The 16,608-nt window shown below is 42.5% G+C and carries 10 protein-coding genes; 7 read left to right on the top strand and 3 right to left on the bottom strand.

Going from position 1 to position 16,608, the window contains the following annotated elements; translation table 11 throughout:
• Positions 1-266 precede the first annotated feature (266 nt).
• The 6 genes from H5123_RS14315 to H5123_RS14290 all read left to right on the top strand — a co-directional run bounded on the left by H5123_RS14315 (position 267) and on the right by H5123_RS14290 (position 10,472).
• Positions 267-1,886 (top strand): methyl-accepting chemotaxis protein, encoded by a 1,620-nt coding sequence (locus tag H5123_RS14315; protein ID WP_124017298.1) that lies wholly within the window; start codon positions 267-269, stop codon positions 1,884-1,886.
• A 343-nt stretch (positions 1,887-2,229) separates the two neighbouring features.
• Positions 2,230-5,943, top strand: a complete 3,714-nt coding sequence (locus H5123_RS14310) for an ATP-binding protein (RefSeq protein WP_182698395.1) — start codon at positions 2,230-2,232, stop codon at positions 5,941-5,943.
• Positions 5,943-6,596 (top strand): hypothetical protein, encoded by a 654-nt coding sequence (locus H5123_RS14305; protein WP_124017300.1) that lies wholly within the window; start codon positions 5,943-5,945, stop codon positions 6,594-6,596. The genes H5123_RS14310 and H5123_RS14305 overlap by 1 nt, the downstream gene beginning before the upstream one ends.
• Positions 6,593-7,813: a phosphoenolpyruvate carboxylase gene (locus H5123_RS14300; RefSeq protein ID WP_124017301.1), complete on the top strand. Its 1,221-nt coding sequence runs from the start codon at positions 6,593-6,595 to the stop codon at positions 7,811-7,813. Before H5123_RS14305 ends, H5123_RS14300 begins: the two co-directional genes overlap by 4 nt.
• Before the next feature lie 97 nt (positions 7,814-7,910).
• On the top strand, positions 7,911-8,906 hold the full coding sequence (locus tag H5123_RS14295) for a hypothetical protein (RefSeq protein ID WP_182698394.1): 996 nt from the start codon (positions 7,911-7,913) through the stop codon (positions 8,904-8,906).
• A 309-nt stretch (positions 8,907-9,215) separates the two neighbouring features.
• The gene (locus H5123_RS14290; protein ID WP_124017303.1) at positions 9,216-10,472 is read left to right on the top strand and encodes a dicarboxylate/amino acid:cation symporter; all 1,257 of its coding nucleotides are present in this window, start codon (positions 9,216-9,218) and stop codon (positions 10,470-10,472) included.
• A gap of 167 nt (positions 10,473-10,639) precedes the next feature.
• On the opposite strand, the gene H5123_RS14285 is transcribed toward H5123_RS14290, so the two are convergent.
• Positions 10,640-11,815, bottom strand: a complete 1,176-nt coding sequence (locus H5123_RS14285) for a lipopolysaccharide assembly protein LapB (protein ID WP_182698393.1) — start codon at positions 11,813-11,815, stop codon at positions 10,640-10,642.
• Positions 11,816-12,035: 220 nt separating this feature from the next.
• Positions 12,036-13,028 carry a class 1 fructose-bisphosphatase gene (locus H5123_RS14280; protein ID WP_124017305.1) on the bottom strand — a complete coding sequence of 331 codons (993 nt, stop codon included), beginning with the start codon at positions 13,026-13,028 and terminating at the stop codon, positions 12,036-12,038.
• 174 nt (positions 13,029-13,202) lie between these two features.
• Between H5123_RS14280 and H5123_RS14275 the strand changes: the two genes are divergently transcribed.
• Positions 13,203-15,506, top strand: a complete 2,304-nt coding sequence (locus tag H5123_RS14275) for a S9 family peptidase (protein ID WP_182698392.1) — start codon at positions 13,203-13,205, stop codon at positions 15,504-15,506.
• A 92-nt stretch (positions 15,507-15,598) separates the two neighbouring features.
• On the opposite strand, the gene arcA is transcribed toward H5123_RS14275, so the two are convergent.
• A complete protein-coding gene (gene arcA / locus H5123_RS14270; RefSeq protein ID WP_124017307.1) occupies positions 15,599-16,315 on the bottom strand; it encodes a two-component system response regulator ArcA in 717 nt (238 codons plus the stop codon).
• Positions 16,316-16,608: the final 293 nt, after the last annotated feature.

The raw sequence follows: 16,608 nt of genomic DNA, 5'->3' as shown, positions 1-16,608 counted from the left end.
CATTGAAAACTTCGTGATTTACAGCAACAAAAATTTATACTTGGTTAAGATTAAATAAAATTATGCTCTTATTATCAAAGATGCTTATAACAATAAAACATATAGTTAATTGACTAAAGAATAGCGTTAAGCGGTATTTTTACAGCACATACAAACTCAAGGAGCGAGCACAGGCATCAATAGCCTTAATAACAATATTTTGGTCGCTGCATTAAGAAGTTTTACGTTTGCTTTATCTTCATTTGATTATCGCTTAGGGGCGAAATATGAATTGGTTTAGTAACATGTCGATCTTTAAAAAGGTAGGACTGATTTTTGTCTTATCAGTGATTATTTTTGCCGTTAACCTTGGCATCAGCACCGTTGCGATTAATAAAAACCGTGACACATTATCTTTCATGGAGACCAAAGTTGCACAGCGTGTTGAGCTTGCAAATCAAAATGTCATATTTGTCCAACGATTAGATGAGTTGTATACCCAATCAGTATCCTTTGCCGATGAAGATTTGCTCGGGAACGCCATGAAAACCTTTTCTTCACTCAAAGATAACTTAACCAATCTATCAACTATTGATCAGCCCGAAAGTGCATTGTTATCGCAATTATCTAACAGCCTAGACGAATACAATACCATGACACTGTCACTGGCTAGAGGAATGCTAGACGGTACTATTGATATGGCTGATGTGGGGCAAATTAGTCAGAAAAAAGCCAAAATATTCGAAAGCTTAACGAATGGGATCACGGCTTATAAGGCCGATAAAGTGGCAGAGTTTAGCTCTACTATTAAAGAAGCGGGTGACCGCTCTGAACAGAGTTTATACCTGTCATTGGGCATAGGGGTCGCATTATTGGTCTTTATGGCTCTTTCAACTATTTCAATTGCGCGTGCCATTAGCGGCGCTGCGGGTGATGTGGCCAACTCATTAGGTGAATTAGCTGACGGTAAAGGCAATTTACGTCACCAACTGACGGTTGTCGGGACTGATGAATTAGGGCAGGTATCAAGCAACTTTAATCGATTTTTACGCTTACTTGCTGAGTCAATTCAAAGCGTTGTGAGTGTGACTAAACCATTGCTAGACAGTGCATCATCGCTAAAAGAGCGCATGGCGGTTGCAACTAAAGCGACTAAGCAACAAAGTCACGATGCTAAAACTGTGCATATGTCGATGGAAGAAATGCGTCATTCGGTCAATGATATTTCACACAGTGCCCAACAAGCGGCTGAAGCTGCACAAGTTGCTGAACGTGAGGCAACGGAAGGTTTAGCGGTAGTGCAGCGCACGGTGAGAATTTCACAAGAACTTAATTCAGGTATTGAACTCGCATCAAATTCTATCAATGAGTTAGCCAAAGATACCGAAAGTGTTGGCTCTATTTTGAACGTGATTACCTCTATTGCAGAACAGACCAACTTGCTCGCGTTAAACGCTGCCATTGAAGCCGCCAGAGCGGGAGAACATGGACGAGGCTTTGCCGTGGTTGCTGATGAAGTTCGTGCACTGGCGTCTAAAACTGCCGACGCGACTAAAGAGATCCGTGGCGTATTAGAAAAGCTTAAAGTAGCGGCTGAATCATCGGTTAGCACCATGGATGTGGCCATTGCTAAGTCATCAGAAAACGAGCGTTATGCCAAAGATACCGGTGCAGCATTAAGTTCAATTCAATCTAAAATTGTCAGTATTAACAGTATGAATACCCATATAGCAGCAGCTACAGAACAGCAGTCTTTAGTTGCTGCACATGTTGCCAATAACGTAGTTGAAATGAATGCTTCATTTGATCAAACACTGGGTATTCTTGCACAAGTGCAGGGGATTTCAGAAGGATTAGATGGGTTTGCTAATGAGCTTAGCCATGCGACCTCACAATTTAAATTGTAACGTTAATCTTAATATAAAATGCTCAGATAAATTTTAGTACCGCATAACAAAAAACGCAGAGAGAAATCGCTGCGTTTTTTGCTTTACTGCAGCGAAAAAAGATCTTATTTACCCCCAAACTTGAGCACATTTATGCGACATAAACCGTTTCTGCTTGTTTGCTGCATTGTTAGCCGCCATTTTTGAATTATTTAGCGTATTATAAAGCCAATTTTTGTGGGTGAAAATTGCCTCTAGGCCGCGTTTGTTTTACTTTATTGACATTGAAAAAACAGACGTTATTTTTTCATCCGTATTTTGCTTTTTAGTCACTGTAATGTGAGCTGTTTGGAAAAGGATTATCATGCCAAGCTTGATTAGAATCGTGTTAATTAATACCCACCTACCGGGTGTGGTCGAACTGTTATTAAGTGGTCACACTAATATTTGCGGTACCAATGCCTCGGGTAAAACAACCTTACAACGTCTGGTGCCGGTATTTTATGGCGAATATCCAAGCCGAGTGGTGCCTTCAACACGTGACAGTTTTGAACGTTGGTATTTACCCCATGATTCAAGCTACATTATCTATGAATATCAAAAAGATGATGGCTTACTTTATCAAGCTGTTTTAGCCTCAGCAGGTGACGGTAAAGGGGTTAACTACCGCTTTATAGCCCGCGGTTTTGAGTTAGAGCATTACATTAAGTCACGTAATGGCGACACCATTATTTGTCATTCAATGGCAGAGCTTGGCCGTGAAGTAAAACGTGACGGAGTTGCTCATACTAACTTGTTAAATACCCGCGAGTTTCGCGCGATCATTCAAAACGATCGCAGCTTGCTGAACACCGGCAGTAACCGCAATGAGTTGCGCACTTATGCGCGTCAGTTCTCCTTGTGTGACGGCGACCATAGCTTGCGTCATATCGAAAAACTCGCCAAAGCAGTGCACTCGAAAGAGGGCAAAATGGAAACGGTTAAATCAATGATCGCAGCCATTTTAGAGGAAGATGGTGTTAACCCGCCGACTTCTAGACTCAATCCGCAGCGAGTAGAAACCTGGATCCGTGAAAGCCAGCTGGTGCAAGGTTTTGAGCAAATCCGCCCAGAATATGACAAGCTCGAACAAGAATTTAATCAGTTATTAAGTGCCGAGTTACGCTTAGCCAGTTTATCGCGCGGTTATCGCGCCGATGAAACCTTAGAGTCTGAGCGCCAAGACCGTAATCAAACTCATGGCAAAGAGTTAAACCTCAAGTTACGCTTGTTAGATGAAGAGTGGAAAGATGTTCGTGATGAGCTAAACCAAGAATTATCAGCAGCAAAAGGCGATTCTGGTAAGTTTGAAGATGAACTCAATGCCATTGAAGATCAGCACGCCGCTTTTTTAGATGCCGATATTGAACAAGCCAAAGCAGACCTTGATAATTTGCCGAATTGGCGCAGTGATGTTGAAAATCTTAACGAACGTCATAAATTACAAACCGAAAAACACCAAGACATCGAAGCGGCTTTTAATGCACGTCGCAGTAAAATTGCTGAGCAATTACATCGTGAACTTGAAGTCTTACATCTTGAACAAGACGCTCAACGTGAAGCCCGCGATAAGCAGCGCGAACTCGCCAATGACGACCTTGCTAAGTTAGAACTGCAATGGCGTGAACAAACCGATGTGGGTAAAGCAACATTCAGCGAACAAGAATATCAACTCAAATTAACTGCTGCCGAGCTCAAACATCAAGTGGATGGTGTGACTTATACCGAAGATGAAAAAATGCGCCTAGCCATTTTTGATGAGCGTATTAGTTTGGCCGACGAAGAGCAAGAAACCTGCAATCAAAAGGTCGATCGCTTAACCACTGAAGAACGTAAACAACGGGCCAAACGCGATCAAGCGAATGAAGCGCTGCGCATTGCCACTATTCGTGTCAGCGACAGAGAAAATGCCAAAGAAGAACTGCACCATATGCTGTTCCCGCAGTCGCATACACTATTGGAATTTTTGCGAAAAGAAGCCCACGGTTGGGAGCACACCTTTGGTAAGGTTATCGCTCCAGAGTTGTTGCATCGCAGTGACTTACACCCAAGCCTAACCCAAGACAGCAGTGAAGCTCTCTTCGGGGTGAATCTCGACCTCAAAGCGATTGATGTTCCCGAGTATGCCGCAACAGAGCAAGATTTGCGTATTCGCTTAGCCAAAGCAGAAGACGCATTGCAAAGCGCTCAAGAAATGCATGCAGAAGCGGAAGATCAGCTGGTTGCCATGAATGCAGCGCTCGATAGTATTACCCGTGAGCTGACCTTTGCTCGCACAGCCTATAAAAATAGTCGTGAAGACTTGCGCCGTTTATTTGATGAAAAACGTAACGAACAACAAAAAATTAATCAAGCCGTAACCGATCGCAAAGCAGATTCGAGCAAAAGATTAGTGCAGCTTGAGCATGAGCTTAAGCAACTTCATAATCAGCATCTTGGTTGGTTAACAGAGCAAAAAGAGCAGGCGCTGGAAGCGCGTATGGAAAAAAATGCTTATTGGCAAGAAGTGGTCGGCGCCATTGATAATCAATTGGGGCAAATTAAAGCCAATATTGAACAACGCCGCGCTAATGCTAAAACCGAACAAAAGGCCGGTGAAACCTGGTACAAAAACGAGCTTAAGTCACGTGGAGTTGATGAAGGCACGATTTTGGCGCTTAAAAAGCAAATACGCGATCTTGAAGCCAAAATTAGTCATGCTGAACAACGTCGCAGTGATGTGCTGCGTTTTGATGATTGGTATCAGCACACTTGGTTGGTGCGTAAGCCAAAATTGCAAACTCAATTAGCTGATGTTAAGCGTGCTACGCTGGAATTAGAGCAACAATTAAAAGCGAAAACCACAGAAATTAAGCAACGTCGTGACAGCCTAGAAACCGACCGTAAAGCTTGTGATGCTGCCCAAGTTGAGGCCTCTGAAAACCTCACTAAGCTGCGTGCAGTGATGCGCAAGCTCGCAGAGCTTAAACTGCCCGGCAACAATGATGAAGCGACCGGCGGTATTGGTGAACGTTTGCGTCAAGGCGAAGATTTATTGCTAAAACGCGACTATTTAATGGGTTCAGTGAAGCAATATGTTGAGCACTTTGATTCGGTTATTGCCAGTAAATCAGGTTCAAGTTTAGCCGAGTTTTGGGAACGAGCCCGCGATGAGTCGAGCTTTGTCAACGATAAAGGCATTCGTTTACTTGACTACCGTAAGTTGGTGCCACAGCTTGAACAGCTACTGAATGTGATGGTGCCGCAATCGTTAATGGCGATTCGTGAGCAAGGACGAATTTTTGGTATCGATTTAACCGCGTTTTATGATGTGTTAACTGATATCGATCGCCGTATTTCCAGCCAAAGCGCGCGCATTACCCGTGAAGTGGGCGAGGAGTTATTTCTTGATGGCGTATCAGAATCTGCGGTCCGTATTCGCTCGCGCATTAGTGAACTTGAATTTTGGCCCGAACTTGAAGTGTTTGTTAAAGCCTTTAAAGCGTGGAAGGCAGACGGTTTTAGTCAGCTACCAGACGAGCACTACACTAACTCAATGCGCCGCGCTTTAGACATTATTGGTCGCGCAGCATTAACTGGCGGCATAGCCAAACTGCTCGAAATTGAGCTGCGACTAAAAGAAGGTAACAGCGACTTAATTATTCGTACCGATCGCCAATTAAACGAATCGTCTAGTCATGGTATGGCCTACCTAATTTTATGTAAATTCTTATTAGCATTTACTCGTTTATTACGTGGCAAAGCCAATGTGACCATTCATTGGCCCATCGATGAGTTAGGCACTTTGCATCACACCAACGTGAAGAAAATTTTCGATGCCTGTGAAAACAATAATATTAGTGTATTAGGCGCATTTCCGAACCCAGAATCTGAAGTGTTAAATCTATTTGCTAACCGTTATATCATTAATAAACAAACTAAAAAATTGCAAGTGGTGAAGCCAAAAGCCAACCCATTAGCGGCACGTTTATCACAACGTAATGCTGAAATGACCCATACCGACACCAGCATGACTGAAACTGCTAAGGAGCACATCTAATGTCAGATTCGACTGAAACAACCTTAGTAGGTACTGGTGCGTTAATTGAGCAACTGCTGCGCGGTGAATTTGTTTGCCGTGTGACTAACGAAGACGGCTGGCGCGCCCTAAAGAATAATAGTACTCGTGACCGAGTTGAAACCTATCTGAATCAAATTAATCGTACCGTTGCCAGCGCTGGTGAAGGCGAAGTGTTTTTTTGCGGCTATTTGCAGCTGGGCGAAGTGGAACGTAAAGTGATTTCGTCGCAGTTTAAAGATATTTGCGCCGCGCTTATCCCACTGGTGGAATGGTTAGTTCTGGTGCAAGAAGCCAGTGGTCAAGATGCGCCTTTAAGCGAAGGTGCCCCTATTCGCTTAACCGACTTACAAGCACGGATTGAAGACACGCCAGCCTTCAGAGAACAGCTGACTAAGTTGAGCCATTATCGATTATTTGGTTCAAGCAGTACTAACGTTGATGGCCAAATTAAGTTGGTGTTTAAGCGGTTAGTGGAGCTGGGTTATTTAACCAAACCCAATAGTGAAAAACAGATTTATATCGCCACGGGTAAACTCGATTATTTGTACGAAGTGATCCGTTTTATTGATGAAACCGAAGGGCTAAGTCTTGAGGCTCAAGCCGAAACCGCGACCCAAAGGGATCTTATATGAGCAGCAACTTACACCAAGCCGGGGTAAAGCTGCTCAAACAACTTGGGCGGCATGCCGACGTCATTATGGATGCCTATTTAGCGGGGTCGATTAGCGATACTGCCCATGATAGTGGCGTTATTGAAAAATTAAGAAAAAGTGGCATTTTATGGCGCCCTGAGCCCGATCAAGAACTGCGCTTAAAGCGTTCAGTGCGGGCATTATTGGAAGAAGCTTTAAGCGATGAGCGCAACAGACAAATTGATGCTAACGTCGGTTCGGCGCTCGCAACGATAAAAACCTTAGCCGATCACTATAAAGAAGCGCGCCGCGATGTTGATTTTAGCGCAGCGGAAGCCTATTTAGCTGATTTAAATGAGCATGTGTACAGTTTTACCGACAGTTTACGTTATTCAATCCGGGTGTTGTGGAGCCGCATTAATAATGAATTTGGCTATGTAGGCACCATAAGCGCGAAAATTCGCGAAAACGAATTAGCTCAAAGCCAAGTATCAGAACTGCTCAATGGTTTAGACATGTTCCAATTTAGCGAGCTAGGTGAAATTGCTGGTGATATCCGCGAACTGCGCCGCTTACTAATGACGAGCTTGCAAGAAACCTTAAGTCAATGCACCCAGGAATTAAGCATTGTGCAAGCGCGATTGTACGAGCTATTGGGCCGGTTTAGACAAATACAAGGACGCACCAGATTACTAAAAGGCTGGTTATTACACACCAGCATGCATCCAGATTATCAACCTGAAAACCATGTGGTGCATAAAACAGTACCTGTATTGTTCAACTGCGCTGAAGCCTTGATAGCCCCCGCGAGTGTTGATGTTGCTAATCCGCATCATGAACTTGAGCTAATGAGTTTGGTCGCGCAAGTGAAAGCCATCAGCCGTGATTCATTACCGGCCATGCTGCGTGAACACAACGTGACCTTTGAAATGGGTGACAGTGAAGATTTTGATATCCCTGAAAACCCACTGAAAATTGCTGTTGATGAGTATTTCTGTGAAGTGATTGATTCAGGTCTGCGTCAATCGGCGCTCAGTTACCTTACAGAGAAACAATTGCAGTGGGATGCAGAAAGTTGGCTATATCAGGTGATTGGTGGCTATGAAGGCTTAGCTGATGAGCATAAGAATTACTTTGAGCTTGAACCTATAGGAAAGCCTGACCCGGTATATAGTGGCAACTTTGTCATTCACGATGTTGAACTTTGGTTAGCGTAACCTTGGCGTCATTTCGTTGGCCATTAAGCTTGTCGGCGATCAATATTGTTAACGTGTAATAAACTGAAACGATCAATATAAAAGATGAAGAGTCTAGATGGCGAGTATCAGTAAACATCACTTGCAAATGTTGGCTCGCGCAGCAAAACAACGATTGCCGCGAGTGCCATTTAATGCCGGTTGGCAACATGTTTATCGTCTATGGCAAATAGGTGAAACCGACGGCGCCCAAAAGCAATTGTACTTAAGCGTTAACGATCATCTGTTACTGCGACAAATGGCACAAATCGATACCGGCCTAGATATTCTAGCGCTAGACTTTGATGTGACACGCCAACAAATGTCGCAGCAAAGCGCGAATGAGAAATACGCCAATATTGCGCCAGAAGCCGACTATCTGCTGCTAAAGTTAGCCCCACCGTTATGCCAAGGCCTATTGGCCGAGCATGATTGCGCACTAAGACTTAAGGTTGATCGTGCCGTTAACCTTTGCGAACAGCTCGCCATTAACTGCATTATGGTGGTGGAAAACTTAGACAGTTTTGATAACGTTTTCCAGTATCAGTTTGATCAATCTATGACTAAGCTTATGGAACGGTGCATGGTGGTGTATCGCGGCAGTCATCATTATTCCCCCGCTGGACGCAAACATTTCTTAGGTTTGATTGATCCTGCCAAGGTGCAAGTGATTGCGTTTACCGATTTAGATCCCGCCGGGTTAATGATTGCCCATAGCCTAGATCATTGCCAACACCTCGTCGTTCCTCAATTAGCCCTCAGTGCACCCGCAACATTACTGGCATTGCCGCAAATCAATTCAGCGACAGATTTTTATAAGCAGCAGCGTCAGTTAGCTTATATCAATGAAACTATCGCGGCTAAAAATAACCCCGGTGAATACCTTGGGTTACAGCCATCGCCTTTAGTCAATCGACTTATGCCGAGTTCATCGACCTCTGATGTCATTGATGGCAGCAAAGGCTTAGCAGTAGATTGGGATCAATTAGTGGCTTGGGTGGCACGCTATCATGTCAGTATTAAGCAACAACATATGCTGGCAAAAAAGCTCATCTTGTCGTTATTGCGCTTTTAGAGGTTATAAGCACTGTCCATTTATGGCATTTGAGCCAGCATAAATCAGTGTTGAAGTTATGATAAATGGTTTTCTGCGATAAATATGTCCTTACTTACTAATGTTTTTATTGGCTAATCGTATGTTTATTATGGCATTTATAATTATTTCGATATGAAGTCTGTAAAAAGTGGTCAGCTTTGTTCAGATGATGATTGAATTATCTTTGTCTATGTCTCAGTATCACTGCGCTCGAATAAAAAAAATGCCTAGGATTGGGTATATTAATAATAATTAGCAACTAATGTTGCATTTCGAATGGGAAAAAATATGACAAAATCACTTTCTGCACGGATCTTTATTGGTCTATTTCTCGGGGTTGTGCTGGGCAGTATTGTGCAGTTTTTATTAGCCGATAATGCTTTTTTTGGTGGCACATTAGTGACTCTGGCAAGTGGTGTTGGCACCATGTTTGTTAATATGATCATGATGCTAGTCGTGCCACTGGTGTTTGTGAGTATTGTTTGTGGTGTGTGTGAATTACAAGATTTAAAAAGTTTTGGTCGTTTAGGCGGTAAAACCTTTGGTTTTTATATTATTAATACCGTGATTGCTATTTTAGCTGCCTTTACCGTTGCTATGATATTTGAACCTGGTAAAGGCGTGGATATGTCGAGCAATGGCTCGCTGGATATTACTGCGACTGAACTGCCAGATTTAATGTCGTTAATTGTGAGTATTGTGCCAAATAATCCTTTTTCAGCTTTTACCTCTGGCAATATGCTGCAAGTGATATTTATGGCGCTATTAATGGGCGGCGTGATCAAGTCAATGGGCGCATCTGTTGAAGGTGCGGTGAAAGGATTTCAAACTGCCAATAAAATCATGATGCGTTTAATTTCAGTGGTTATGAGTTTAGCGCCGTACGGTGTGTTTGCCCTGATGTTTAAATTAGGTGCAACCTTAGAGCCTGAAATTTTTGTCAGTGTTGTCGAGTATTTAGTGCTTATTTTGGCATTGTTGTTGATATGGATTTTTATCGTATATCCATATTCTGTCAGTTTATTTACCCCAATTTCAGCGAAAACCTTTCGCGAGAAAACCCAAGAGCAAATTTTATTTTCGCTATCAACAGCCAGTTCAAATGCGACAATTCCAGTCACTATGCGCACACTGACAGACAAGTTAGGGGTGAGTAAAGCAGTTGCTGGTTTTGGTGTACCGCTTGGTGCAACTATGAATATGGGTGGGGTATCGATTTATATCACTATTGCGATTTTCTTCGTTGCTAATGCCTTTGGGATGCCTATCAGCAATGAGCAAATCCCGTCGTTACTGTTTAGCGTGTTTTTATTGTCAGTAGGTGCGGGTGGCGTTCCTGGCGGCGGCATGGTGATGATTGGGGTGTTGATTTATCAATTAGGTTTACCGACAGAGGCATTTGTTATTGTGGCTGCATTGGATCGTATTATTGATATGGTGCTGACATCATGCAACGTGGTGGGCGATACTGCGGTATTAACTATTGTCGATCAAACGGAGCAAGTACATCAGCTTGAGGCGGCAAAAGCTGCTGAAGAAGCATAGCCAAAATCGAGTGATCATCATGGTGATTTAGTTGTTGATAAACATGGCCTGCATAAGCAGGCCATTTTTATGTTTATTGTTTTTACGCAAACGATGCGCTGAGGATTGTATCGTTGGGATTTTCTATTCAAACCTATGGCTAGAATGGTTAGCGATACTATAAGACCTTATCTATGCTGCATTTTATTTTCAATTTTAGACATAATCTTTAATGTAGATGTTTCTAAATCATCTAAACGGCGATGCGCAACCAGCTCATAAGAGCGATTAATATATCGATAAGCTTGCGGGTAGTTATGTTCAACCATTTCTAATTCCGCTAAATCGTTGAGCGCTTGTGTTTGCCCTACGGGGTAGCCCATCATTTTATGATATTCAATGGCTTTTTTAAATTGCTCTCTGGCATCTGCATTACGGCCGATGCGCTGATTTATCACACCAGCAAGCTGTGATATATAACCCAGCGTTAGCCAGTCTTGCACTTTTGCAGCATTAGTTTTGGCGATACTAAGCACGCTTAATGCGTGTTCTATCTTATTGGTTTCAGTGTAACTTTGGGCTAAGAGTAATCTGAATCTGGCCAGCTCTCGTTCATCTTTTTGGCGAGAAGCTTCAATGATTGCGGCAGTCAATGTGCTATTCAGTCGTTGATATTGATGTCGCTGTAATTGAATCATGGCAAGTAGGCGCTGAGCGACTAAGTTATCGGGCGCAGTAACTATAAGCGCAGATAATTGCTCCTCTGCTGCGACGCTATCACCACCTTGCATCAAAGCTATTGCGTGGATTAGTTGTGGCGGGCTAAAACGTGAATCGAATTGCTCTGTGATTTTACTGTGCTGTGGATGGACCTGTTGATTAATCAACTCGGCTGCAGTGAGCAATGCTTGCTCTATGCTCGCGACATTAACGACATCACTTTCACTACTGTGTTGTTGGTGTAATGTAAAGGCTAATTGGTATTGATTATTAGTGCCTTTAATACTTGATTCAATCACCAAGACTGCGCCAGAAATCGCCATAATTTGCTGAATATCGGCCGCTTTATCTGAGTGCTTTCTAGAGATAAGTGAGATGATATTGATAATATCCTCAGTTTGCAGCAAGGGGTAATTAACCCCTAGATTGAGTTGATGGATAAGCATATCCATCGCAGCATAGCGATTCCATTGTGGTTCAATCTTGTCTGATGTGAGGTTTACCGGGAGCACTAAAACCGTACCATTTTGTAAATATGCTGGTTTAGTTAACGTGAGATAGACATAACATCCTAGGCTGATAAGCAGTAATACTACAATAGCTGCAATATATGTCTTTTTATTCGATGAGCTGACTTGCTGCATCGCTATAGTCCATTATCAATATTGAATAAATTAACTTAGAGGTTATTTAAGTTATTGTAAAGAAATGCTTCTTTCTCTCCGTACTTAGTGGTTGAACTTAAGGTTTTATCGATGGTAAGTATCTAATACTCAGACTCAGAAGATTGATGCTGATGGACTTTGTTTACTTAGCGCCCCAGACTAAAAAACCGCCCAAAGGCGGTTTTTTTAATGGCTCAATTTAGTCGATTGATGGCTCTTCACTGTAATCAATACCGTGGTAGCTCAAGCAAGTATCGACTTCGTTGGCGCTACCTAAAATCACCGCTACACGCTGATGAATGGCTGTTGGCTCAATATCCAATATGGTTTCGTAGCCGGTTGAAGCCTTGCCGCCCGCTTGCTCAACGAGCAATGCCATTGGGTTCGCCTCGTACATTAAGCGTAACTTAAAAGGTTTTTCAGGGTTTTTATTGTCTGTTGGGTAAGTAAAAATACCACCACGGCATAATACGCGATGCACATCACCTACCATGGCGGCAATCCAACGCATGTTAAATGATTGCTCGCGTGGACCAATTGAACCGAGTAATAAGTCGGCTATATAGGTTTGCATTGGGGCTTCCCAAAAACGTTGGTTTGACATATTAATGGCAAACTCCGCAGTGTCTGGGGTGATTTGTACGTTATCGTCGGTCAGTAAAAACTCTTGGCTGTCGGGAGCTAAAGTATAAAATTGCGTACCATTACCCGTCGTTAGTGCCATCATGGTTGATGGTCCATATAATACATAACCGGCTGCCACTTGCTTGCGACCAGCCTGTAAAAAACTTTGCTCGTTTAAGGCTCCGTCTGGTGCGGGTAATACAGAGAAAATGGTCCCGACCAATGAGTTTATATCAATATTTGATGAGCCATCGAGTGGATCAAAACACACCAAATATTCTCCATTAGCACTCACTTCAACCACATAATCTTCTTCTTCAGAGGCTAAACCACGAACGTGACCGTCGGTTTTTAGCGCATCTTTAAGCATGTCATTAGTGATGACATCGAGTTTTTTCTGAGTTTCGCCTTGAATATTTTCTTGTTCTGTCGCGCCTAAAACACCGGCTAATGCACCGTGACGAACAGCAACACTAATGGCTTTTGAAGTGTCAGCTAAGGTTAACAGTAATTGTGCTAAAGACGTATTTACGGCTTGTGCGCTAAGGGTTTGTGCCAAAGTCTGCATGATTTTTCCTATGAGATTTTGCGAAGTTAAGGTCAAGGTAATTCATTCTTATCAGTTATATGCAAATCATACCCCACAATGACGCTAATTTCAGCGATTGTTATCTGGGGTTTTGGTTTTGCTGTAAATTAAGGCAGAATGTGGGCGGATTGAATTGCCCAAGGATTAATAATAATGACAATAACATGGAAGCATCATGCTTTAGCGGCAGTGTCTGCCGTACCATTCCTTTTTACCAGCGCGGTTTTTTCCGCAACAGCAACCGCTAAAGGCAGCATCATGAACTCATCGACCACCGCAACATTGACGGCGATACAAGGTAACACTACGCCACTCACTATTGAGCGTATTCATGCCTCTCCCGCATTGGCGGGTTCAAGCCCTCGTGGATTAGCACTATCCCCAGACGGCAAGCGAGTTACCTATTTATCGAGCCGAGCAGATAATCAGCATTTTTATGATTTGTGGCAAATGGATATTGCTAGCGGCAAACGCAGCATCTTGATTAATGCAGATCAATTAGAAGGGGGAGAACTGTCTGATGAGGAAAAAGCCCGCCGTGAGCGCCAACGTATTTATGGTCAAGGGATCATGGAGTATTTTTGGTCGCAAGACAGTGCAAGTATTTTAATTCCTGCCGCAGGTAAGTTGTATTTATATCATGTTGCCAATAATAAAGTCGCTGAATTAGCTACCGGAGAAGGCTTTGTTACCGATGCTCGTTTATCTCCAAAAGGTCACTTTGTGTCGTTTGTGCGCGATCAAAATTTATATGTGTTGTCGTTGCAGACGCAAAAAGTGATCGCTTTAACCACCGACGGCAAAGGGCCGATAAAAAATGCCATGGCAGAGTTTGTCGCCCAAGAAGAAATGGATCGCATGACTGGTTATTGGTGGGCGCCAGACGAGTCGGCGATTGCTTTTACTCGCATTGATGAATCAGGTGTCGAGTTAGTCACTCGCAATGAAATATATGCCGAAGGGATTAAATTAACTGAACAGCGTTACCCTTATGCAGGTAAAGCCAATGTTGAGATAGCACTTGGCGTTGTGACCTTAAAAGATCGTAGTATTAACTGGATCGATTTAGGCAAACAAAAAGACATGTACTTACCTCGTGTCGATTGGTTGCCAGATAGCCAACATGTGTCATTTCAATGGCAAAGTCGCGATCAACAAACGCTCGATCTTCGCATTGCTTCGATAAGTACACCGAAACAAGCTGAAACCGTGATTGAAGAGCGCAGTAAAGCGTGGATTAACTTAAACAATGATCTGCACTTTCTAAAGCAACAAGCTGCCTTTATTTGGGGATCTGAACGTGATGGTTTTAATCATCTGTACTTATTTGACTTGCACGGTAAGCAGCTTAAACAATTAACCCAAGGTTATTGGGCTGTAGATGCACTTGAATTTGTTGATGAAGCTACTGGATGGGTGTATTTTTCTGGTCGTAAAGACAGTGTGGTTGAGCGTCACTTATACCGCGTTAATCTTAATAAAGGCATGGATTCAATTGAGCGAATTAGCCAAGCATCGGGTATGCATGAGGCGGTTTTTGCGGATAAAAAACCCGTTTATTTAGATTACTTTAGTAGCTTGCAGCAACCACCACAAATTAGTTTACACAACGATAGTGGCAAACAACTCGCTTGGGTTGAGCAAAATGAGATTGATAAAAATCATCCGCTTTATGATTATGCCGGATTATGGCAAATGCCTGAGTTTGGCCAACTAAGAGCTGAAGATGGTCAAGCACTCGAGTACCGATTGTTTAAACCAGTGCCTTTTGATGCCGCTAAACAGTATCCGGTTGTGGTGCGCGTATATGGTGGACCGCATGCTCAGTTAGTGGTCAACAGTTGGAGCGAAGCCGATTATTTTACTCAATATTTACTGCAGCAAGGTTATGCAGTATTTCAATTAGATAACCGTGGTTCAGCGCACCGAGGTACTCAATTTGAACATGTGATTTATCAAAACATGGGTGATGCCGAAGTGAACGATCAAAAGGTAGGTGTTGATTATCTGCGTAGCTTACCCTTTATTGATGGGGACAATGTGGCTATTTATGGTCACAGCTACGGTGGTTACATGGCGTTAATGAGTCAGTTTAAGGCACCAGGTTATTTTAAAGCGGCGATATCGGGTGCGCCAGTAACTGATTGGCGTTTGTATGACACTCATTATACCGAGCGTTATATGGGCAACCCTGAAACTAACCAACACGGTTACGATGCCAGTAGTATTCTACCTTATGTGAAAAACTATCAGTCGGGTTTATTGATGTATCACGGCATGGCAGATGACAACGTCTTGTTTGAAAATAGTACCCGAGTCTATAAAGCATTACAGGATGAAGGTAAATTGTTCCAAATGATGGATTATCCTGGGTCTAAGCACTCTATGCGCGGCGAGAAAGTCCGAAATCATTTATATAAAACATTAGCAGCGTTTTTAGATCAACAGTTGAAATAATCGTTTCGCTGACTATTATTTCATTTACTAAAAAATAAACATAAAAAAACCAGGTGATTAACCTGGTTTTTTATTGTGTAAACTTAACAATATTACGCTTCTAAGTCACCACAAAAACGATAGCCTTCACCGTGGATTGTTGCGATGATTTCTGGCGTATCAGGTAAGCTTTCAAAATGCTTACGGATACGACGGATTGTCACGTCAACAGTGCGGTCATGTGGCTTTAATTCACGGCCAGTCATTTTTAACAATAAGTCAGCACGGGTTAAAATCTTACCTGGGTTTTCAACAAAGTGAAGCATTGCACGGAATTCACTGCGTGGTAACTTGTAAGCTTCACCTTGTGGGTTAACCAAAGAACGGCTGTTGATTTCTAAGCTCCAGCCATTAAAGCGATAAAACTCAACAGAACCTTTTTCTTCGGTTTCTGCTGCAGCATTATTTACGCGGGTTAACAAGTTGCGAGCACGGATGGTTAATTCACGAGGATTGAATGGTTTAGTGATGTAGTCATCAGCACCAATTTCAAGCCCAAGAATTTTATCAACTTCGTTGTCACGACCCGTTAAGAAAATAAGGCCGATGTTATTAATTTCACGTAATTCACGTGCTAATAACAAGCCATTTTTACCGGGTAAGTTAATATCCATAACAACAAGATTTATCTTATTGTCTTGCATCGCTTTATGCATTTCTGCACCGTCATTGGCTTCGGTAACAACGTAACCTTCAGCTTCAAAAATACTGCGCAATGTATTACGAGTTACAGCTTCATCTTCAACAATTAAAATGTGCGGATTTTGCATGATATTTACCTGATTTTATAAAATTCGATTCTAGCCACTTTGTGCTAATAGGTTGCAAAAGCGCTTGGGCTAATGCACTAATATTCCGATATTTCTTTGGTGTTTATCTATGTCTACCCTGAATTAAACACTCTCTATAAACTCTATTTCGTAACGGTTAATGCTGGTTACTGAGTCTGCTTGCGTCTATTTATTATCATGACACTATGATGTGCGTTTGCACTTAAAGCATGATGATGTAAAAAGTGGTGTAAATTTGTTGTAACTAAGCTTACTTACTATGAATGCCATTT

Origin of the sequence: Shewanella sp. SR43-4 (assembly GCF_014163845.1) — a bacterium.
GTDB lineage: Bacteria > Pseudomonadota > Gammaproteobacteria > Enterobacterales > Shewanellaceae > Shewanella > Shewanella vesiculosa.
This window is presented reverse-complemented; position numbering and strand designations above follow the sequence as displayed.